Here is a 19,930-nt window from a genome sequence, read left to right as displayed (position 1 = left end):
AAGGAGAATAGGCATGGCTGACGTAAAACTAGTGGTCGTTTTTAGAAGTGGCGCGGTTCATGAAGTCATTTGTGATGAGAGGAAAGCCAGCGATATCGCAGGCGATTTTTACACCGAGAGCACGACCAATCCAAACGTGACTAGCTCCAATATGAACCATGTCCTGTACGCGAATGGAAGTGGAGCTTTGCGCGCGCGCGCGGCTGACGTTTCGGCAGTTTTCGTAGAGGCCGTGAGTTAACAATAAGGAAGAAATATGCCTCAACCTATGAGCAGAGTTTGCCCTGGCGGCAATGTGAGTATCGGCAATCTGGGATTTGAGCCTTCCCCATTCACCAAGAACCCGGACCTTTCCGCGCTAGGCATGGAGGCCATAGCGTCTTGGACTATAGTCGAGCATCATATGCTTTCGCTGTATATTGAGATTTTCGGAGGCAACAAAAGCCTCACTGCTGCAACCTTCATGGCGGTGTCGGCGGAAGGACCCCGAAAGGCGATGATACAGGCCGCCGCGAAAGTTGTCCTCAATAACAATCAACAAAAATTGCTAAAGGTGGTGTTGGATATCGCAGCTTCAGTGCAGAAAAGTAGGAACAAGCTCGCACATTGGGCATGGGGGTTTAATGATGAGATCCCGGACGCCCTGTTGCTAGTTGATCCTAGGATTTCAGTGTTGGGAGAATTCAGCCGAGACGACGTTCTCGTCTATCAAAAAGGGGACTTTGAGGAGATCATTGCGCGAAACCGTACGGTTGGATCATATTTTCTGCGTTTTAGTATTAACTTGAAAATGGACGGGCCTCCAGGCACGCCAGCTCATCCAGCATCGGAACGGGAGTGGGGTAAGTTGTATAGTATTCCAGAAATAGCAGAGAGAATGAATTGACGAGCAGGAGCGGTCATGAAGTCTGCTGTTCGCGCGTCATACCAGCGCCAGATATCGAAGATCGAGGCGGAGATCGCCGCCTGTCAGGACGATGGGAGGCGGAAGGAATTGGAGCGCAGCCTTGAAATAGAGCGGGCGCTGCTGACCCGGTTGGAGCAGTAAAGCGGTGCGGTTCAGCCTATCGGGTCTGATCTCTCACCTTCACCCGTGCGCACTATCCGCATTTGATCAGCATCGTAGGGCTGCAATAGCTCGAACGCTTCGGCTGCGCTTCCATCCATCCATTGATCATAGGTATCCGGCTTAAGGATCACCGGCATTCTCTGCGGGTGGATTGGCCTGACGATATCGTTGGCCGTGGTAGTGATCACTGTATAGGTCTCCACCTGTTCAGGGCTTTCCTTGCCTTCATAGCGTGATACCTGCCACATCCCAGCAAAGGCGAAGGGTGGGCGCTCTGCATCGCCCCTGAGTGCGAACCAGTGGTAGGTGGCCGGGTTGCGTCCCTTGGCCTCGCAGAACGAACTTGCGGGAACCAGGCACCGGCGCTCCTCAAAACTTCCCTTCCAAAGTCCACTCGATCGAACCTTATCATCTCGCGCGTTATTCCAGGCGCCGGGCTGAATAACCGCACCGGTCTTTTTCGACTTCTTGGTGGTGCGAAAACCCCAACTGAGCGGTACGAGTTCGCGATTGCCGTCTTCTGCCATTCTGACGACCGGAGCCATGTGTTTTGGGAAAATGGCAGGCAGAGGTTCTGCGTTCCCCAACCTGTCCCGCTCAACGGCCACGTCGAACAGTTGGCGCATTGCCTCTGCTGGGATGGTGTTGGAGTACAAGTTACACATGGAAAGGAAGGCTACGTGCAACAATTGGATTGGACAAGTTGGCGGCTTCTCTAGCTTGCCTCAAAGTTCTCCCCATTCACTGGCTGCGACACCTCCCCATAATTGGCGAGTAGACACGGCGTCTAAATCGGAATGAGCTAAGCCCTGGACAACTGGAGTCTGCCCGTCCTGTACGCTCTGGATGTGGCGGGTGGAGCGAGGGGCTGGGCGAGGGGGTATTGGCCAGCCCCTCCATACCGGGGCACACAAATAGGTAAATTTTTCTTCGTGTTGTTAGCCTAGTCGAAAGGGATGGCCTTGGCTTGGACGAAAATGGATCTGGCTTAACCGCGACAGCGCATCAGAATTCAGATAGACAATTACCGAAACGGGATGCAAAACCGCGCAGGCCTGTTGGAGAGTGACGGTAAATGACAAAACAAATCTGTATTGTGCTTGCCGCAATTATTCTTGCGGGATGCGAAGACTCACCATCTGAGCCGTTGGGATCGGGTAGCGTTCCCGACACGGCTTTTCATGCACAAGCCAAAGCAGCATTTGCCGCGTATCAAGCGGTTAGCTTCTCTGAGAATATCGAGGTTTGCGGATACTTCGGTCTGGATTCTGAGGGTAGGTTTGTCGCCAGCGATCCCGTTCGCGGCACGAATGACGATTGCGTCGTCGAAGACATCTCAGAGGAGATAGTCGACATCGTGGCGTCGTATCACACACATTCAAGTTTCGATACCGACGCAGATAGCGAAGTGCCCAGCACTGATGATTTGCTCGCCGACATGGATGAGCAGGTGTTTGGATATATCGGAACACCGGGCGGACGGCTTTGGCTGGTCGACTGGCGAGAGGCGACGGCAACCCTATTGTGTGACCTCTATTGCCTGAGTTCAGACGAAAATTTCAGTGAAGGTGGCGCAGGGCCAATTGCGCAAAGTTACACTCTAGACGAGCTACGTCGGCGAGAAAGCGAATGAGAGAACCTTAGACATGCGTATTGCTTCCAACTTGCCCGCCTACCAAATCGACGCAATGCAGCAACTCTTTTTGAAAGTTTGAACATCGCCGACCGGTATTGCCATACTGAGAAATCGGTTAGAGATTCAGGTTATTCCTAGAGTGCTCTTTGCACACGATACGCAGCCCAACGCCGTTTCTGAGCCTCCGCAATCCTCCCGCGTCTCGCCTCGGTTTTCAGGCCGGTGTTTCACGTTCAGTGCTCAACAGATCGAATAGCTCTTGAGAGATATTCGCCGGAACTGGGTTGACACCTACGACGAGCTAGAGCCGATTTACCGCCAGCACTATGGCAAAATGCCGGAGCGTCTGAAGCGCGACGGACATACTATCGGTGATTACAACCCGAGGAAGGACCAGTACGCCAACGCAGCAAACGGTGGTTGGCTGATTACCATTGTTGTTCGAAAAGACCGTGAAGCAGTTGGTTATGCAAACGTCTACCTCACCAACGATATGCATTTATGGGCAGCATAAGATGGAACCAAAGGCTGAGCGGATCTCAACACCCAGAGAATTAGTCGGCAAAACCGCCGTTGTGTTTTTCTTGCTGGACGAGGCTGAGAAACGAAAGGCTCAGGCAAAAACAATCGCTCGTGCCGCAAAACCTCCTGCAGTTCCTAAGGTCTCGGCGAAGCCACACGTATCAACGCCAAAACCGCTACTGCTCACGGATGAGTTCTTGTTCACCTGAGCGTCCCCGAAGAACCAGGAACAACAAAAGCATCCACTTTCAACCCTCCCCCCCAAAAAAAACAAAGCCCCGAACTAAGCCTGGACTATCAGTCTTAGTGCGGGGCTCTTATTGGAGCTTCGAACTTTAAGGCGCTGACCGTACTTACTTCGGTTCACGCCTCGGTTCTCTCAGGTACGAGCTCCCAAAGGCTTTATCGAAACAAATCACCATTTAAAACAACTTCGGGAATGAAATTAACACTCGCCTACCAAGTTAAAAAGAAATGCTTGGGTTTGACGACAATTCAGCGATTTTTTGGACGTCTTCGAAGGCAATGAACTGCTGCGGTTGCTACTGTTCTCGTTTGGATAACAACCCGTTTCCCAAACCACTGGGTTTTGTGCGAAGCCTCCAAAAGGAGGCTGACTTAGTCAACTACCCGCTATGGCCGCAAGAGTGCCTCCAACAATCAACCCAGCCAGAATTAGGAAAACTACAGCTCCCCGGTCCTCTGTATGGACACAAACAGGACCACCGCATTCAGCGCACGGCTTTTCTCTAGTATTCCCAGGGATCTGCCGAGTGGTCAATCCACGTTCAGCGCATTCGCCACTTTGTCCACTCATACTCAGTCCTTAACGTGTTGTTTTGAAAGAAATGATGAGCCGACAATAGATGTTCCACCAAGCGCTAGGCTGTGAAAAAGTTCACACATTGCCAAAGGAGTAAGAATTTGAAGACTCACATTTCAGCCAGTGTGACGGTGTTGGTCCTGTCGTGTTCTTTTGCGATTGCCCAAAGCGCATCCAAGGACGCAAGCAATCCGACACCACCTTTATCAACTCAGTCCTTTTGGAACCTGATGCATAGTGGTGAAGAGGTGAAAATCCTCAACGCTGCTTGCTGCAAGATTTGCCGAAAGGGAAAAGCCTGCGGGGATAGCTGCATCAGTCGGACCTATACATGTCGGAAGGGCGCAGGTTGTGCCTGCAACGGATAACGCCAATCGGGTCCCGTTAGCTTTCGACATCGTTGGGAGGTTGAGTAGCACACAGTCCACACGTGTGTGCGCTTGTTTCGCCAAACTCAAATGAGGCACCGAAACCCATGACGCAGCAACTGTCGCAATGAATCCAGGAAAACCCTCTACCTCCCCATGTGCCCATAGTAAAGGCGAAGGGACAGGCACGTTCACGCCGGTCATCCTGTGGCGAGGTGGTTTGCCGACGAAATCGCTACGCGTGCGCGATGGGCCTTTTCTGAGCAAGCCACCCGCAGTTAATGGGAAACTGCCTTGCGCCGACCAAGCCCGATTAAACCGAGCAAGCCACCAATCAACAACAGACCACTTGCAGGAAGGGGCACAGGTGCGACATCCGGCGTTACCGTCAAATTGTCCACTCGGTATTCACCGCACCACGCAGGACACCAAACCAGGTTTGAGGGGGCGTTATCCGGCAGTGAGTGGTCCTTCCAGTTAACGATTGGGAATTGAAGGCTTAACACCAGACTGTCAATCCCATTGAATGCCGAAGAGAACTGCATCGTTGACCAACTCGGAGTCCAATTGAATCCACTCTGCGATGTTGATACCGACTGTGTTGCGACCACCTGATTGTTGCGGACACCTTGAAACGCCAACGAAATTGGTGGTGCGATCCCAGAATAGTCCCAGGCAGACATGTTGTCTGGGTCAGGATTTGGCCCGGGTCCGGTCTTATTAATTTGGCTGAATCCGGTCGTGTCGATGGAGTGCGGCGTAAACCTGTTTCCGTTCTGCGCCCTAATGGTCGAGGATGTAATCCCACTATCGTCATGCAGCGACAAATGGAAGCCTGTCAAATACGTATAGCTAAAGTCGTAAGTAAAGCCTTGGCTTTCGCCAATGTATTCAAAGTTCGCTGGATTGTAGGTAGCGTTGTTGTGGTCGAATGTCACCGTTAGCGCATTGGCTGCACCAGCAACACAAACGGCGACAGCCGCAAAAAATACTCGCATAGCAATTCCCCCACAGAATGCCCAAGCGTAGCCAAAAAGAGTCTTGTTTTGCAACTTTTCAATTACTTGATGCGGTTTCCTTCATCGAATTCGCAACTCGTCTTCACGCGACCGCAAAAGACTGACAACGCTTCCGGAAGCCTTGCTTCGGTTTCTTTGAGGCCAAGACCATTTTGGTTCTTCCTTGGACTGTAGAGTACCCCGCAGACCGTTGAGTCGCGGATCCTTTCTGGCTTTACGAAGCGGAGCAAACCGCTTTGATATTTCGGTTTCAATTGAGTCGCAGCACAAGTGACCATAGGTTCTGCTCACTGTGTCGGTATTGGAGTGACCGAGCTGTTTCGCGACAATTGCGAGAGGCGTCCCTGCTTGAACCAGCTGACTGGCATAGGTGTGCCTAAGACCATGGAACACAAACCTCTCTGGCAACCCTGCATTCCGAACAGCTGCCTTAAAAAGGTGCTTGTGACATCCAGCCCATGTCTTTCCAGTCGCCATTCGAAACACGTGGTCTTCATCGTCCAAGCCGTCAATTTGGTCCAAAAAGAATGACATCCCTTCATCGGGTAGGACCACATACCGTCCTCGATAACTTTTCATTGGAGCAACGTATATGCCAAACACATGACCGCCAACGTCGCGAGCCTTGAGGTTTGCGAGTTCCGAAACTCGGCACCCGGAATACAGTGCGGCTTGAACTAGCAAAGCTAGGTCTGGGCGGCATGAGTTTATCAACCGCTTGGCTTGAGCCCGCGTCAAGAAGAACTGTCGAGGAGAGTCGGCGTGAGGGATACGTCTCAACCGGCGCCATAGTCTCTCGTTTTCGAAATCACCGTTTTCCCACGACATTTCGAGTGCGACTCTTAGCAATCCGATGACTGTGTTAAGTGTCTTCTTTCGCTTTCGAAGTTGCTCGTGGTCCAATTCTTTGAGGCGGATACTCGCGCCCTGAGGCCTATTGCCCCTTTTGGGAGCGGATTCGAGGACTTCGATGCAGAATTCTGTGAATACGGATTGACTGAGTTCTTCTACCGGCAAATCACCTAGTCTAGGAATTATGTGATGGTTTATTAGAGATAACGTTGTCTCGAAATAAGTTCTCGCCGCCGCAATACGCTTCCACTCGACAAACGCATGCATTGCGTCGCCAACCGTAAAGCCGTTGCTAGTTTTGGTGTAGTTGAGCTTCGAGTTAACGCCAACGGCATAGGGTTGAGAAGCGATTGCGGTGACACTGGGGTGACTAAACCATTCTTTTGCGAGGGCCAGTGCCTGGTCGTAGTTTAGCCCGTCGTCGTGGAATGGCGCAACGCGTCCAAGGTTTGTCTGGCTGTAGTTGCCATCAATCCGGCGGATCCGGGCCTTCCATTGGCACCGATCAGAGGGCAGCTTTTCCACTCCGATATGGCGGCAATACTCCAAAATATTCCAATAAGGACTTCGCCTTGCGGGCAGATTCACAATGTTCTCGATACGCGACAGCAAAGGCGCATGGGAAGAAACACGCATAGTCTATCTCCTCTTCCAATTTACGCAGCTATAGTAGACGACTTCTCCACTTGTGAGCCGCTGCCCAAAGTCGGCGGGAAACGCACGTTGATCCGCCAACGCAATTCTGTCTGGAGCATTGCATCCAGCTTTTGCATCGACCCTGAGAAGTTGATCCTGCATGTTCCGCTACGCGAAACGCTTAGTCTTAAGGTTTTGGAGCTCGAGACGACCAAATGCTGCGTTAATCCAGATTCTGGACAGTTCTCTGGACACTCCAGCTCTTTCCGCGACTCGATTGCAGTCTTCTGGTGAGTACGGCCAGAGCCCGACAGAAATTTGCTCACGCCCAGTACCTTCAGAACCTAAAACCGTTGGAGAGGAACCAATCATTCGATAAATCCGGATCATTCTGGCATCGAAGACACCCGCGATGTGGGAAAGGCCAAACTTTTCCATCAACTCACCGCCACTCAACATGATGGCACCGGCTGTGAAGGGGCTCGCTTTCCGCGACAAACAGAAGCGAGTAACCTCCCAAATCAACGGATCACGCACTGGAGCGGGTCCGGTAAGGTGTCCGAATACATCATTAATCATTACCGGGCCAGTCGTCGGCAAAACCCTCATCGATCCACCGTGAGTTCCGTCGGGTTCCTCCCAAATTACGTAGAGCGGGTTCAATTCGTCGTATTGGTCCCTTTCTTCCCCTCTTGCGTTTACTTCCACATCCCAACCCAGTCTCGTTTTGAATTGGTCTGCTCTGTCCCTGAACATACCTCTCGCGAGTGTCGGAAAATTGCACAGCTCATCTCCAAATACATACCGGAGCATTCTCTCACCTTTTGATTCCATTGCGGACCAAGTGGTGATGGATCGTGGTTAATTGTTGGTGAGCTACCTGAAAGGTCGCTAACTCCCTGTTAACCTCTGGCCGGATGGTTTGGCGGTTTTCAGTCCTAATTTATCGGTCGCTGTAAGCTTCAATTGGTCGGAGATGCCGTTAGAGAAGCACCTTGCCCCGCTCTCACCCGCGACTTCTTGCTTTGGTTGCTTTCGAGAAACAAACCGCACGTTTTTCACAAAAAAAATTGCGATGCATCCGATATTTTGTGCCTACACGACACCAAACACATACAAGCTCGTGCCGTTTTTCGAACAATTTACGTTTCATTAACGGAATCGGCTCAATTTAGGCGAAATTCTGTGAACGGGGAGTGGCGTCATGGATGAAGACTTTTTGCAACGAGCAACTGACATTGAACTACGGCTTGAGGCGGATGGGATGTTTCTTACCGCTGTGGCTATCCGTAAGGTCATAAACGACTATGTTTGCGAATATTCCAAAGAAGTAGCGCAAAAATTTGGCCCCGAAACTCAAAAAAAGCAGTCTGGTTAACGTACCGTTAACCTACTTGCTCCGACGGTACTCAAAATAAATACGAGGTGTTCCATGGAAACTAAACATTGGTTCGTCGAAGCAGTATCCGAGATGGTTGATGATGCGAGAAGAGAAAATTTACCGAATGTGTTGTGTGGGCTGCGCACTGCATTATCGGTATATTGCGACGAAGCTGGATTAACCGACGCAGAAAAGTCTGCAGTTGAATGTCTTGTGATAGAAAATACGGAAACCCCAAATATAGTGAATCTCGCAAAATAGAACCCGCATTGAATCGAAAATTTGATAAGCTTTAAAGACGACTAGTTGACTCAATCGCAACAAGTAAATCTCAAATACCTTCCTAATTATTTGCTCGAAAATTGAAAACGTGGCAAACGTCACATTAGGAAAACACTTTTTCGATTTTCCCGGTTCCTCAACAATAGTTGCTTGGGACATTGGAGCCAACGAAACTAAGCCGTTTGATCTAACGCACTAGGCAGATACTTCTCACCATAGGGCCTGGGAGTTCTGGCGCTCTCCAATCTCGAATGAACTTTTTCAAAGACTTCTGCAATGGTCTTTGCAACCCCACTACACGATTGAGCATCAAGCCCAATCTCAATGTGGAAAGCCTGATTTTCAAACACGCCTATGACATGGTCTACGACCTCAACTTTTTGTTGTTGGCCCAATGGATCAGTTAGACTGGACTGGTCCATACAAATTGCTACTTCCTCGGCAACGCATACGGATGCCTTCACAAGGCTCTCAACGCTTTGAGGTTTCTTTAGCAATTCGATTAACACGCTCATGGCAACTACATCAAAGAAATTTGGCACCATTACGTTTCGACCGCACCCAAAACTTAGTTGTGCTCCAAAGAATGGTTGTAGAATTTGCCAAGCAGTCTCAATTTGATTGATGGGTTTTGACAATACAGGAACGATATCCTGGATATCAAAAGGTGTCGTCGTCATGCAAAACAACTTTGTTGCCCTTCATTTGATGCGGGCATCTTTCTTCAACAAGAAACATAATTCCTAGTTAACGCGCAGCAATTTTCACAAGATCAGTGCGCCATGCTTGAGCGCCCTTGCTCTATTGTTTCAAAAAGAAGTTTCTTCTTAAATGCACAGTGCTCAGCATTAGCCCATTATTAACCATCTCACTCTAGAGCTTCAGAAGTCTTTCTCTCGACTCTGGTCATCAGTGAGGTGGAATAAATGAAAATCCAAGTGTTGACTCTGTGCGCTCTATCCCTGACTTGCGAAGCTTCAGCAAATCCTATCAAGTCTAGTTTCTTCACAAACGATTTTTTCGGGGACGGACAGGATCGATGGCGGTCAGCCAGCTATACGCTTTTTCTCGGTTTTGAAGGTGAGAATACCGGAGGGATCGCACATGATGTTCGTGCTCGGGCCGAAATTATCTCTCCCTGGGGCTCGAAAATCCAGCCAACAAACGATGACCGCCCCTACGTCGGAATGCTGGGGCTGGGTATTTTTGCAAATGATAGTTATAGGACCATTGACTACAACGTCGGTGCAGAAATCCTTTTTACCGGTGACCAAACGAACGTTGCCGATTTTCAGCAAAGTTTTCACGAGATAACTGGGATTGCCGGATACTTGCCCAGAAATATGCCGCATGACCATGTCGGTAATAGTGTGACCGGAATGGTCTCAGGCGAAATCGCAAGAAGCTTCCGCGTTACTGATGATTTGAACTTGCGCCCGTTTGTTGGTGTGCAGGCAGGATACGAAACTTTCGGACGGATCGGCATAGACGTTATACTGGATGGTTACTCCGGAGCCGAGCGCTATGTGCGCGATCCCGTGTCAGGTTTTTTGCAGCCTTCGTCGCCAAATCGTGCCGAGAGGATGAACGATTTGTCTTTCTTGGTAGGCGCTGACTACTCGTACGTTACCAGTAGTGAGTTTTTTCCGGATTGGTCAGATGTGGAGATGGAAAATAACCGAGTGCGGGTGCGCGCTGGGTTTCAAGCTCGAGTCTCTTCAGCTTCAGTGTTCTTTGGCTTCACTCACCTAAGCAGGGAGTTCACTTCGCAAGTTGAGGATCAAATGATTGGCGTTCTTTCTATTGAGTTCCCCTTTTGACGAGGTTCGACAGCGCGGGTTTAAGCGCTGTCTAGACGAACCCCATTCCAACGACATGACTGCAGTTCCTCGCTCTCCGCCGTTGCGGCTAGCAAGCGTACTCGAAGGAGGTTTGAAATGAAGGGATTTGAAGGCACGAAGTCAGCGGCATTTCGGCGACCAGTTTCGAGATTAAGCGCGAAGTACTCAGCGTTATTCTACGTGTGTGTTCTGCCAGTCTTCATCATGGTCCCGATGGCAAAAGCTGGTGAAACACGTCTAAACCTGGTTTCAAGGCTATTCCCACCAGAGGCGTGCATTGGTCGTATTGATTGGTCTGCGGTCGGGTTCTCCGATGGTGAACTCGGTATCGAGGCCGCTTACTTCTCAGTGTACGAGCAGCTTTGCGCTAAGAGATCCAAGGTACCAGACAAGAAAAAGTACTTCAGTGCGTACAAAATCGGAAATCGGATCTATTGCAGGCCGGAGAACATATATAACTTGGCACGTCGCGGATGGGTCGCGATAGGTGCGTGCGAAGACAGCCCGAGGATTAACGAAATTAGAGACGCAGTGCGGCGGGGATTTGCAGATTCAGGCAACTGAATATTGCACGTCAGTCGCGCGTTCGCTGATCCGAGTCGACAAATATAAGCCGACAAATTGCACCTTGTGGCCCGGCTTTTTTCACGCGAAATGGGCATCGTGAACGATATGAAACGACGTTTTTTTCTTGCAGCAGTTTTCTTCGCTACCGCCGTTCAAGCTGGAAGCCTACTTGTCCGCGATGCTGACACAATTGTTGTAGACGGAACCCCGGTAAGGCTTAATGGCGTGGATGCACCAGAGCTTGGTACAAGGTCAGGTCGGGACGCTAAGCGCTGGATGGTAAATTACCTTCGCGGCAAGTCTGTTTCTTGCGAGCTGAACGGCGAGCGCACCTATGACCGATGGGTGGGGGTTTGTTATGCAGACGGTCAGGACATAGGAGCCGCTGTTATCTCCGCTGGACACGCACTAGATTGCAGAAGGTACTCCGGCGGTCGTTACCGGCACTTGGAGACCCCAGCAGCCAAATCACGGCTCAAGCGGGCCAAGTATTGCAAGTAACATTTGGCCTCTAACGTCCGCTCTCGCGGACAAAGCGGCCAATCGCTTGCGCTGTGTCGATGTCCGCTTTTACTGCGAGAGCTATAAGGTTGTCTTCTCCGGCTTCGATCACGATACATCCAGCAAGAAAACGATCACTTTTGTAAGATTGCCGAAAAGTTGCTGCAAAGAAACCGAAGGAAAATTCTTACCGCGCGTGAAAATCCTCGAAGCCAAACCAGCACTGCGCGCCGGGCCGCAAACGCGTTCCGCTGCGGGATGCTGACAGGGTTAGTGTTGAATTGTCAGCACCCCGCAGAAACGATCGCATCTTTTTGTGGACCAGGCATAATGCAAAGCTCTCATCTTCGGAATTGACAGACATCCATTTGGTGACTCGGAATTTTGTACTGCATCTACGAAAGTGAAAGCCGTGCAAAACGAGTCCCAATGGCCGATTTCGGAACTGTATTTTCAATGGCGCCTCAAGGGGAATTCTACCGGCGACTTTGAGTTCCGGAGTCGATCGCTCACTTGCAGTATTTTCTGGATGGCGACGCCACACGTTCAAAGAAAGTAAAATCAAGATCCACAGACCAAAGCGACCGTTCCGAACGCATAATTTCAAAAACCCGGTTCATTATTCGGCGAACAGTTTCTCTTACACCCATCAGCATGAAACTGAGGCGCTGACCAGTTTTCTGCAAGGTCGATCCCGCGCATGGCGGGTACTCTCGGTGCTGGAAGTACACCAGACATCTTTGCATTGAAACTGCAGTAGCCTCACAACACTACTTTTTCAAAAACGTAAGAAAGCCGAAAAGTGCATGAAAGAAATCAAAGGAAAAGATTGTAGAGGTGATTTGACGCTCAAACGGAGCGGCTGACAGAACTGAGCCTACCCGAACCGGGGAACACTGGCATTTAGATATGTCACTCACTCTTGGCTACTGTCAGCTTTCTTGGCGACCTTTTCCGAACTCGAACACTTGGAGGAAAAGGTCGCCACTTTTCCTCTTCAATCATGTTGCCAACTGAAGAACACTTTCAAGAGACCGCGATTGCAACGTTGGCTTTTCTGCAGTGTTCGCGCTATTGAGTAAATTTTCCCAAGCTGTCTCGATCTCTCAAATATTGGGACCAAACAGATTTCTGGCGAGCACAGAATCCGGTGTTGAAGACGTATGGGGGTAAAGATCAGAACCTGAGTTTTATTCAGATTTGATTCTGAGAGCGTTGCGATGTGCTCTCATCTTAGCTTCATTAAAACCAAATTGGATCGAAACACCCATAAAGCACGTCTGCTTTTTCAATTCGAAAATCTGCTCGACCACACCTTTACGTCAGGTAATGCAAATTGGTTCCGATCAGCCACAACTTCGTTAAGTTATTGTTTTCAATTTAATAAGTTTAGCGTGAACTCGACAATAGGCTCTTTCAGGTCTTTTATCAGCACCCAAAACAATAAACTTACAAAAATTTAAACTCCTTGAATATTTCGATTAAACTAAATGTCGCCACTTCGCTCAACTGCTGGTTTTGTGTGAGTCGAGGGTACAATGCTGAACTTAATTCTTTGCGGGCTGGCTTATGTCAGTTTTGAGTGTGCGAGTCTCTGGTTTGTCATTGACAATAGCAACGGCAGCGAAATTGTTTGGTTTTTGGCTGATCAAGCCAGGATCGGAGATTCAGTCATTCCCAAAGCTGCAATCGCTGTTTGGCCCGCGTTAGAATCTGGTCACGTTAACCCACTAAGCCAATCTAGGCACATCGATGCAACAACCACCGTAGAGTATTGTTGCGACGGGCAGGTGAAAAAGCTGCCGCAGATCAACGAATGCCTGATTGATTCTCTGTTTCAACAGGCCGGTGTTATCACAACGCAACCCTCGCGGAGCCTTGGCATCGAAGGTGGCTGTCTGCGTACGACAACCGAAGGTTCTGTTGCTTTCGGCTTGCCCAAACCAATACGCGTATCCGGCGCTTCCAACAGGATTCATTTCCCTACCAAAGGCGAGAAGCGAACGAGCTGATGATAAAAAACAACGATGGAGTTGCTTCCGCCATTACCAACTTTGGCGAGAAGTTCGGGCTTGTCCGGAGATATAAAATCACCATTCCCGGCGCACCTCCAGCGAATGAAGAATCTGAGCCGCAACGTGGCACTTCCGATAGCGATCGGACTGCCAAAATACACCTAATGAAGGAGAAAATGATGTCCCTGGACATATCAAAACTAAGCGAAATCAAGGGCTTTATCGGCGCTTGTCTGGTTGACAGTGATACCGGATTAACACTGGCGACAGAAGGCGGTGCAAAATTCGATCTCGAAACGGCTGGCGCCGCTAATGTCGAGGTTGTTCGCGCCAAATTGCAAGCGATTGAAGCTCTGAAGCTGAACGATGTAATCGAAGACATTCTGATCACGCTTGGAAAACAGTTCCATCTGATCAGGCCGTTGGAAAAAAATCCAAACATCTTTGTTTATGTAGCCCTTGAAAAAAAGACTGCCAATCTTGGCCTCGCTCGTCTCCAGGTCAAATCGGTCGAAGAGACCTTGAGCCTTTAACCACCCCCCCCTCGCAAACTTGGTTCAGGTGCATTATTGTGCCTGAACCACTTTTGCCGGGCCCGTTCTCTTTGTTTTGTGTTGTGTTTGACCCGAAGAAGCGGGTTGGAAAGCCGGAAGAATGAAGATCCTAGTCGCTGAAGATGACAAAAAGACTGCTGAGTTCGTGATTTCAGGTCTGCGGGCCAACGGCTACAGCATCGAATGGTTTGAAGATGGACGTGATGCACTTTCGTATTGCTTGTACAACCATTGCGACGCAGTCATTCTGGACCGGATGCTACCTGGAATGGATGGTCTGTCATTGTTAAAGGCGCTTCGTGTTGCGCGGAACCAGACACCAGTGTTGTTTCTTACGTCCATCGGCGATGTTGATGATCGCGTCGAAGGTTTGACGGAAGGCGCAGATGATTATCTTGTAAAGCCGTTTCACTTTTCCGAACTTCTTGCCCGGCTCCAGTGCATACTGAAGCGACGCACCGAAACGGTCAAAACAACCGAGTTGCGTGTTCAGGACCTGTCGATGGATTTGCTTGAGCGGCTGGTTCGCAGGCAGGAACAAATCATCGACCTGAAACCGAGAGAGTTTGCACTTCTTGAACTACTTATGCGCAATTCGGGTCGGGTCGTTACAAGAAACATGATCCTGGAACAGGTTTGGGACTACAATTTTGATCCTAACTCTACAGTGATCGAGACGTATATCAGCCGCCTCAGAGCAAAAATAGACAAACCATTCGATGTAGCTCTACTGAATACGGTTCGAAACGTTGGATACAGCCTCCATGGACCGCGCTAGTATCTTCTCCGGGGCTCCGTTTCGCATAGCTTGCTACGCGGCGCTTGTCGTCTGGGTCATAACAGCTCTATTCGGTTATGCAGCTTATTTCGGGTTGAAGCACACGTTGCGTACCAATCTCGAGCAGCAAATCCTTGAGGAAGAACTACTTCTGCACGAAATCCTTCTGGATGGCGGCACCGATGGATTGCAGCGAGCTATTGATCACCTGCACAGCCCAAACCGGACCGGGCTGCATATGGTTGCTCTGTTTGATAAGCACAACTCTGTCTTGGCTGGGTCAATCCCCAAGATACCGGAAGAGAATGGCTGGTACGACGTTGACCCCGATTTCGTCGAAATAGGTGGCGGCAAGCCGGTCTATCTGCTCAAGGCCTCGGATTTTCTTGGATACCGGACAGTTGTCGCGCGGAGCACGACATCTTTGAACGGGGCATTGACCACACTTTGGGAAGGCCTGCTGCTTCTCACGGTCGCTACGACTGCGACAGTTCTGGGGCTCGGTTACTACGTGAGCTCTCAAAGTTACAGAAAGCTCAAGTGGATTGAGAGAACCCTCGACATGGTTTCCAAAGGAAACACAGAGGTACGTCTTCCGGTTTCGGAGGTAAATGATCAGATCGACAGAGTGTCCCGACTAATGAACAGACACTTAGACAGGTTATCCAGTTTGATCATCAGCACGCAGACCACCGCCGTAACAATAGCTCATGATCTTAAAACCCCGTTATCCCATGGATTTTTGGCGCTGCAGCAGGTGTACAGTGAACTCGATTATGGCGGAGACCCGCGGCCAAAGCTCATCGAACTGGAGAAGGAACTGAAACGCTTAAGTGCCGTCTTCGATACCATACTTAGAATTTCCAGAATTGAAGCAGGAGCATATAAGAAGAAGTTTTCGACGGTGAATCTAAGTGCATTGGTCGTCGATGTCGTTGAGACGTTTTCACCCGTTGCAGAAGATCAAGAGCAAAACATCACAGCTGATTTCAACGCCGACACGATCCTTGTGCAAGGTGATGAGCAGATGCTGAAGCAGCTTCTTGTAAACCTTATAAACAACTCGATTAAGTATTGCCCCCCGGAAGCCTGGATAAGAGTGTCCGTGAATGCAACGAATGAAACCGTGGAGCTTGAAGTTGCGGATAATGGGTATGGGGTTCCTGGCACACAACTCGAAAGGATCTTTGATGCTTTTTATCGAGTTGATGGTTATCGGAGCGAGTCCAGTAATGGCCTTGGGCTTGCCCTTGTGAAAGCCGTTGCGCTTCGTCATGGAGCAGTGATTTCTGCTCACAACAATGATCCCGGTTTGCGTATTTGCGTTGAGTTTGGAAACCCCCAGCGGTCGTTCGCAGGCGATTTAAAACGTAGAAAAGATAAGGTTGCATCTTCTTTTGAGAATACAAACTAGAACATATCACTAGAAGTGAGGAACAGAATGGTAAAAGGAATGGCATTTTTCTTTGGAACTGTGCTTGGGTCAACCGCGGTCGCAGGTGGGACGCAGTTTAACTGTATATCGGCGATAACCGGCGAAAAAATAGTTGTTTCGCAACCAGAGGACGGTTCGGAAGCACGTATTTTGTTTCATGAGATAGACGGAACAGCATCCGTCGCGCATGGTCTCGATGGGGTGACCTTTATTCACATCAACTCCAGAGAAGTTTGGACACTAGCCCTACATTTTCCGACTATGAAGTACGAATTGTCAGCACATGGAACTCAAAATCTAGAAGACCACGGAAGCTGCACCCAAAACCCACTATGACCTCGGCATCTATCTACGTTGTCTGCCAATCAATGGGCAATTTGAACTAATGGTTATGATCCAAATCTTTGCTTTCTTAGTGAAGCATGTAGCTTTAGGCTCACTGCCGACAACCGATCATTTTACTCAAACAATTGACGGGCACTTAGGGTCCAAGGTCCGCAATGTGCTGCGACCTGCCTAATGCGCCCGCAGCGCTGAGCCGTTGTAGCAATGACCGTTTGGGCTCCATACCGGTCATCCGACGCCTACTGTCGCGCTTGAGGCCTGTCCCGACACGACCAACGGCGGTTGTGCGGACTAAAGTGAGCTTTCGTTACCCAAAAGCCATTATCAGCTTGCCGCGATCCGCGCCTTCAAGGCCGTCGATAACAGCCTTTAACGCCTCGCGTTGGTGATCTCTAAGCTGTTTCTTAGGTGCGAGGCTAACCGTGCCTGTCCTTATGAACTGCGACCAGTCAATCCGGCCGGATTCGAGTTCATTGATCCCAATCCGGTTCCAATCCTTAGACAGCTTGTCGAGTGTTTCGTTGGCGTTTCGGCCGAACTCTTTTCGAGTCGTATCAGCAATTATGAGTCGCGTGAAAGCATCGTTAGAAGCCGCAGAAATAAACGAGTCCAAATCGGGTTTTTGGATGCTGTAGTTAGGTGCGTAGAACTTGCATTGAATGGCCGCGTAGCCGGACCCGTCGGCGAGAGTTGCGACTAGGTCGATTCCGATATCCGCGCTGCTCCAACCTTTTTCCTTTGCCCAGTTAGAAAACTGTACGACACGGGAATAAAATTGCTTCTGGACATCGTCATTTTCCAGATAAACACGAACCAATCGTTCAAAATAGTCGCCTTTTTCACGTTCGCTGCGGGCCGAGTTTCGGTAAGTGTCCAGCAAGTCCTGCAATTGCATTTCTGTTATTAGCCTCAAATTCGTTTCTTCTGATGGCGAGCCTCAAAAGGTCTCACATGTGTGCATTGGTAGCGACAACCGTACGACGATTCTACCGCAGATTGATATCTGCGGTATCTCAATTTAATACTTCAATGCCATCCCATGAACGTTGTCCAGCCATTCCTCCCTAAGCATGCCTTTTACGTCCATTGAACACGAAATCACGTTTCATCAAAACGGTTTGTCCCACATACGAGGTGCCCACAGCGCCCAAGCGTGTGGAGCGAGCTTGCCTACAGGTGCCCCTTGCCCAAAGTCAAACGCACCTTTCAGTAGGCATGGTCAGTCTCCGATGGCAAGGAGGCATTCGCACACGCGCTGCAGGAAAAAGGCTGTATTCTGGCGCGCGGAGGTCGTGGACCCTACGTGGCCCCATTCGCCAATATCAAACCTTCTGAGGGCGCAGATCTTGATGACTAAAAAGAGTCGAAATTGGCTGAGTGTTATCTTTTTGACGAGAACATTACGTTCCGGTATCGCCAGAATCACGGCTCTGTATTCACCGATCGGTATGTGGGTGAATACACCTTTGCAGATAACCGAGCGAGTACCAGTAATCTCCAAAGGTATCGTAACGCGTCTCGTCAGTCGCCTTCTAGTACAAGACTGGTTCTAACTCTTCGCTTCCCCTTCGGGCCTGTACTGAGACCACCATGCAACCTGCATCGTCGCTTTCCAGGTACGACACGTGCCTTACACTGGCCTCCTGCACGGGTCTTAGCACCGCATGTGGGGCGCTCTGTCTTAGGCAGGGGTTCCTTGGCATCATTCAAGCCGAGCTCAGCCATCCGTTTGCAATTTACGCCGTGGCACTGTGAGCAATCCCTCCGATAGTCTGGATGCTTGTGCGCCTCTGCTGGGCATGTTCGCCAACGTGACTGTAGTGCCTGCCAATCAATGGGGTCACCTTGAAAGCGCGCACGGAATTTCTTCTCAAAATTGGTCGGTCGTCCCATCAAAAAACCCCAACAATTGTTAACATAGTCTACAAACCCCATGATGCGCGTAGTGTTTGGCCTTCGGCTCTCACAAATTTCATTGAGTACTGCAGCTTACCTCGCTCAATGGAGGTTCGGTAAGCCACACCACCACCCGCCCCCTTTTAGGGGGGGGGTGGTGTGGCAACTGTTTTCTGCATGTTTGCCACACCCCGCCACACCTCTGCTTTTGGGGTGGGTGTGGCACTTATGTGTTTGCCCATTCACCTACCTCCAAACACGGGCGTTCCATACGTTTTGCATCCAATAATTTGACCTTCTTCAAGGCACCAGATTTCAACCATGCCTCGATCAATTTTTTGATGCGTATGCGGTCTGAACAGGCATCAAGTCCCAAAACTCCCGCAATAGTTACGCCTGCCCAATCGTCACGAGCCTGTTCCGAATACCGTAGTCCTTTTCCGTTCAGAGCTTTCTGCACAGCAAGAAGGTCGGCCAATGTAATTCCATCAAAGGTATCGGGCCAATTCCAGACTTCGACCACGCCTACGCTGTCACCGTTTGACAAGTGGACTGAAGCCAAGCGCCGCCAGACACGACCTGCGGTGGGGGCAAGATTTGCCTTGTCGCGGGTCACAGCAAAATACGTAGACGGATCCGCTTTCACACCCGCTTCAGCCTTCATGCTCTCTGTCATCTTGTTAAGTACCCGACCGGAACGCGCCGCCGCCAAAAGCGCGGTTGCGCCGCGCCCGCTTTCGGTCGTTGCTTCTTCGCCGTTGGTTTTGCGAGTGTGGTGCACGAGTTCAATTGCGCAGTTGCACCGGTCCGCCAACCGCGCCCACTCCTTTGCCACGATGTCAATTGCACCGTTATCGTTCTCACCAACCTGGTGCGACGAAACAAACGGGTCGATGATCAGAACATCGATCTCGCGTGCCTCAATTTCATGCGCTAGGGCTGTCATTTCCGGTTTGATGATCTGGACGCCTTCACGGGTTTGGATCGCAGTGCTAAGTTCACGTTCCCGACCAGAGTCCACAAACAACCGCCCCGCGATTTCCTGAGAGGTGACTTGGTGATGCTGCATGGTTGCTATAATACGCCGATCCAATTCGTCGCGCGTGTCTTCAAGGTTGTAGATCCAGACCTTGAGATCTTTGGCGGTCCAGTCGCCCAGAAGCTCCCGCCCAGAGACCATTGCCAGCGCCTCACAGATCGTCAGAGATGATTTCCCGACTCCGCCAGGGGCAACTGTCACTGATACCTGTTTGCGGATCAGATGCTGCCCATAGAGCCAAGGTCGGGGCGGAATGGTGGACGGGTCGCGCCAAGAAAATTCCGTTGGCAACAGATCCGATCGCCGGCGAGGAAACTCGGCTTGGTGTGCTTTAAGCTGCATAGCCATGTCTGCAAAGTTATGCGCCATGT

The 19,930-nt window shown here is 50.2% G+C and carries 21 protein-coding genes; 13 read left to right on the top strand and 8 right to left on the bottom strand.

The window, feature by feature from the left end; genetic code table 11:
- Positions 1–13 precede the first annotated feature (13 nt).
- Genes AC2TDJ_RS06405 through AC2TDJ_RS06395 form a run of 3 tightly spaced genes read left to right on the top strand, consistent with a single transcriptional unit; the run spans position 14 to position 1,048 of the window.
- Complete coding sequence (locus AC2TDJ_RS06405) at positions 14–241, top strand: hypothetical protein (RefSeq protein ID WP_480840389.1); 228 nt, start codon at positions 14–16, stop codon at positions 239–241.
- 15 nt (positions 242–256) lie between these two features.
- Positions 257–886, top strand: a complete 630-nt coding sequence (locus AC2TDJ_RS06400; RefSeq protein ID WP_480840388.1) for a hypothetical protein — start codon at positions 257–259, stop codon at positions 884–886.
- Between the two features lie 15 nt (positions 887–901).
- Entirely contained in the window at positions 902–1,048 is a 147-nt protein-coding gene (locus AC2TDJ_RS06395; RefSeq protein ID WP_480840386.1) for a hypothetical protein, read from the top strand.
- 11 nt (positions 1,049–1,059) lie between these two features.
- Here the strand turns inward: AC2TDJ_RS06395 and AC2TDJ_RS06390 are convergent, their stop codons facing one another.
- The gene (locus tag AC2TDJ_RS06390) at positions 1,060–1,734 is read right to left on the bottom strand and encodes an SOS response-associated peptidase (protein ID WP_480840384.1); all 675 of its coding nucleotides are present in this window, start codon (positions 1,732–1,734) and stop codon (positions 1,060–1,062) included.
- Positions 1,735–2,144: 410 nt separating this feature from the next.
- On the opposite strand from AC2TDJ_RS06390, the gene AC2TDJ_RS06385 reads away from it, so the two are divergent.
- Positions 2,145–2,702: a DUF4329 domain-containing protein gene (locus AC2TDJ_RS06385; RefSeq protein WP_480840382.1), complete on the top strand. Its 558-nt coding sequence runs from the start codon at positions 2,145–2,147 to the stop codon at positions 2,700–2,702.
- 262 nt (positions 2,703–2,964) lie between these two features.
- The gene (locus AC2TDJ_RS06380; protein ID WP_480840380.1) at positions 2,965–3,219 is read left to right on the top strand and encodes a hypothetical protein; all 255 of its coding nucleotides are present in this window, start codon (positions 2,965–2,967) and stop codon (positions 3,217–3,219) included.
- Positions 3,220–4,696: 1,477 nt separating this feature from the next.
- Here AC2TDJ_RS06380 and AC2TDJ_RS06375 read toward each other — a convergent pair.
- From AC2TDJ_RS06375 to AC2TDJ_RS06365, 3 genes are all read right to left on the bottom strand, one after another.
- Positions 4,697–5,416, bottom strand: a complete 720-nt coding sequence (locus AC2TDJ_RS06375; RefSeq protein ID WP_480840378.1) for a hypothetical protein — start codon at positions 5,414–5,416, stop codon at positions 4,697–4,699.
- Between the two features lie 81 nt (positions 5,417–5,497).
- Positions 5,498–6,925, bottom strand: a complete 1,428-nt coding sequence (locus AC2TDJ_RS06370; RefSeq protein ID WP_480840376.1) for a tyrosine-type recombinase/integrase — start codon at positions 6,923–6,925, stop codon at positions 5,498–5,500.
- Positions 6,926–7,093: 168 nt separating this feature from the next.
- Positions 7,094–7,738, bottom strand: a complete 645-nt coding sequence (locus AC2TDJ_RS06365; RefSeq protein ID WP_480840374.1) for an acyl-homoserine-lactone synthase — start codon at positions 7,736–7,738, stop codon at positions 7,094–7,096.
- A gap of 391 nt (positions 7,739–8,129) precedes the next feature.
- Here AC2TDJ_RS06365 and AC2TDJ_RS06360 point away from each other — a divergent pair, with 391 nt between their 5' ends.
- Positions 8,130–8,303: a hypothetical protein gene (locus AC2TDJ_RS06360; RefSeq protein WP_480840372.1), complete on the top strand. Its 174-nt coding sequence runs from the start codon at positions 8,130–8,132 to the stop codon at positions 8,301–8,303.
- A gap of 458 nt (positions 8,304–8,761) precedes the next feature.
- Here the strand turns inward: AC2TDJ_RS06360 and AC2TDJ_RS06355 are convergent, their stop codons facing one another.
- Positions 8,762–9,268 (bottom strand): hypothetical protein, encoded by a 507-nt coding sequence (locus tag AC2TDJ_RS06355; protein ID WP_480840370.1) that lies wholly within the window; start codon positions 9,266–9,268, stop codon positions 8,762–8,764.
- Between the two features lie 246 nt (positions 9,269–9,514).
- Between AC2TDJ_RS06355 and AC2TDJ_RS06350 the strand changes: the two genes are divergently transcribed.
- From AC2TDJ_RS06350 to AC2TDJ_RS06320, 7 genes are all read left to right on the top strand, one after another.
- A complete protein-coding gene (locus AC2TDJ_RS06350) occupies positions 9,515–10,408 on the top strand; it encodes a lipid A-modifier LpxR family protein (protein WP_480840368.1) in 894 nt (297 codons plus the stop codon).
- Between the two features lie 117 nt (positions 10,409–10,525).
- Positions 10,526–10,993: a DUF2799 domain-containing protein gene (locus AC2TDJ_RS06345; RefSeq protein WP_480840366.1), complete on the top strand. Its 468-nt coding sequence runs from the start codon at positions 10,526–10,528 to the stop codon at positions 10,991–10,993.
- Between the two features lie 90 nt (positions 10,994–11,083).
- Positions 11,084–11,497 (top strand): thermonuclease family protein, encoded by a 414-nt coding sequence (locus AC2TDJ_RS06340; RefSeq protein WP_480840364.1) that lies wholly within the window; start codon positions 11,084–11,086, stop codon positions 11,495–11,497.
- Between the two features lie 1,538 nt (positions 11,498–13,035).
- The gene (locus AC2TDJ_RS06335; protein WP_480840362.1) at positions 13,036–13,509 is read left to right on the top strand and encodes a hypothetical protein; all 474 of its coding nucleotides are present in this window, start codon (positions 13,036–13,038) and stop codon (positions 13,507–13,509) included.
- A complete protein-coding gene (locus tag AC2TDJ_RS06330) occupies positions 13,509–14,045 on the top strand; it encodes a roadblock/LC7 domain-containing protein (RefSeq protein ID WP_480840360.1) in 537 nt (178 codons plus the stop codon). Before AC2TDJ_RS06335 ends, AC2TDJ_RS06330 begins: the two co-directional genes overlap by 1 nt.
- A 121-nt stretch (positions 14,046–14,166) precedes the next feature.
- On the top strand, positions 14,167–14,844 hold the full coding sequence (locus AC2TDJ_RS06325; RefSeq protein WP_480840358.1) for a response regulator: 678 nt from the start codon (positions 14,167–14,169) through the stop codon (positions 14,842–14,844).
- Positions 14,831–16,258: a sensor histidine kinase gene (locus tag AC2TDJ_RS06320; RefSeq protein ID WP_480840356.1), complete on the top strand. Its 1,428-nt coding sequence runs from the start codon at positions 14,831–14,833 to the stop codon at positions 16,256–16,258. The genes AC2TDJ_RS06325 and AC2TDJ_RS06320 overlap by 14 nt, the downstream gene beginning before the upstream one ends.
- Positions 16,259–16,931: 673 nt before the next feature.
- Here AC2TDJ_RS06320 and AC2TDJ_RS06315 read toward each other — a convergent pair.
- The 3 genes from AC2TDJ_RS06315 to AC2TDJ_RS06305 all read right to left on the bottom strand — a co-directional run bounded on the left by AC2TDJ_RS06315 (position 16,932) and on the right by AC2TDJ_RS06305 (position 19,928).
- Positions 16,932–17,519 (bottom strand): restriction endonuclease, encoded by a 588-nt coding sequence (locus AC2TDJ_RS06315; protein ID WP_480840354.1) that lies wholly within the window; start codon positions 17,517–17,519, stop codon positions 16,932–16,934.
- 626 nt (positions 17,520–18,145) lie between these two features.
- Positions 18,146–18,349, bottom strand: coding sequence for an HGGxSTG domain-containing protein (locus tag AC2TDJ_RS06310; RefSeq protein WP_480840353.1), 204 nt, complete (start codon positions 18,347–18,349; stop codon positions 18,146–18,148).
- A 397-nt stretch (positions 18,350–18,746) separates the two neighbouring features.
- Positions 18,747–19,928: an AAA family ATPase gene (locus AC2TDJ_RS06305; RefSeq protein WP_480840351.1), complete on the bottom strand. Its 1,182-nt coding sequence runs from the start codon at positions 19,926–19,928 to the stop codon at positions 18,747–18,749.
- Positions 19,929–19,930 lie beyond the last annotated feature (2 nt).

The sequence above is a fragment of the Ruegeria sp. HKCCD6647-2 genome (genome assembly GCF_057221075.1).
The sequence above is the reverse complement of the archived record's forward strand: the minus strand, read 5'-3'. Positions and strand labels throughout refer to the sequence as shown.

Coding starts and splice junctions, on each gene's coding strand:
- AC2TDJ_RS06305 (WP_480840351.1), bottom strand. CDS start 19,928: ATGGCGCATAACTTTGCAGACATGGCTATGCAGCTTAAAGCACACCAA.
- AC2TDJ_RS06340 (WP_480840364.1), top strand. CDS start 11,084: ATGGGCATCGTGAACGATATGAAACGACGTTTTTTTCTTGCAGCAGTT.
- AC2TDJ_RS06325 (WP_480840358.1), top strand. CDS start 14,167: ATGAAGATCCTAGTCGCTGAAGATGACAAAAAGACTGCTGAGTTCGTG.
- AC2TDJ_RS06370 (WP_480840376.1), bottom strand. CDS start 6,925: ATGCGTGTTTCTTCCCATGCGCCTTTGCTGTCGCGTATCGAGAACATT.
- AC2TDJ_RS06310 (WP_480840353.1), bottom strand. CDS start 18,349: ATGGCTGAGCTCGGCTTGAATGATGCCAAGGAACCCCTGCCTAAGACA.
- AC2TDJ_RS06315 (WP_480840354.1), bottom strand. CDS start 17,519: ATGCAATTGCAGGACTTGCTGGACACTTACCGAAACTCGGCCCGCAGC.
- AC2TDJ_RS06355 (WP_480840370.1), bottom strand. CDS start 9,268: ATGACGACGACACCTTTTGATATCCAGGATATCGTTCCTGTATTGTCA.
- AC2TDJ_RS06330 (WP_480840360.1), top strand. CDS start 13,509: ATGATAAAAAACAACGATGGAGTTGCTTCCGCCATTACCAACTTTGGC.
- AC2TDJ_RS06350 (WP_480840368.1), top strand. CDS start 9,515: ATGAAAATCCAAGTGTTGACTCTGTGCGCTCTATCCCTGACTTGCGAA.
- AC2TDJ_RS06400 (WP_480840388.1), top strand. CDS start 257: ATGCCTCAACCTATGAGCAGAGTTTGCCCTGGCGGCAATGTGAGTATC.
- AC2TDJ_RS06385 (WP_480840382.1), top strand. CDS start 2,145: ATGACAAAACAAATCTGTATTGTGCTTGCCGCAATTATTCTTGCGGGA.
- AC2TDJ_RS06365 (WP_480840374.1), bottom strand. CDS start 7,738: ATGCTCCGGTATGTATTTGGAGATGAGCTGTGCAATTTTCCGACACTC.
- AC2TDJ_RS06395 (WP_480840386.1), top strand. CDS start 902: ATGAAGTCTGCTGTTCGCGCGTCATACCAGCGCCAGATATCGAAGATC.
- AC2TDJ_RS06360 (WP_480840372.1), top strand. CDS start 8,130: ATGGATGAAGACTTTTTGCAACGAGCAACTGACATTGAACTACGGCTT.
- AC2TDJ_RS06390 (WP_480840384.1), bottom strand. CDS start 1,734: ATGTGTAACTTGTACTCCAACACCATCCCAGCAGAGGCAATGCGCCAA.
- AC2TDJ_RS06320 (WP_480840356.1), top strand. CDS start 14,831: ATGGACCGCGCTAGTATCTTCTCCGGGGCTCCGTTTCGCATAGCTTGC.
- AC2TDJ_RS06405 (WP_480840389.1), top strand. CDS start 14: ATGGCTGACGTAAAACTAGTGGTCGTTTTTAGAAGTGGCGCGGTTCAT.
- AC2TDJ_RS06375 (WP_480840378.1), bottom strand. CDS start 5,416: ATGCGAGTATTTTTTGCGGCTGTCGCCGTTTGTGTTGCTGGTGCAGCC.
- AC2TDJ_RS06335 (WP_480840362.1), top strand. CDS start 13,036: ATGCTGAACTTAATTCTTTGCGGGCTGGCTTATGTCAGTTTTGAGTGT.
- AC2TDJ_RS06345 (WP_480840366.1), top strand. CDS start 10,526: ATGAAGGGATTTGAAGGCACGAAGTCAGCGGCATTTCGGCGACCAGTT.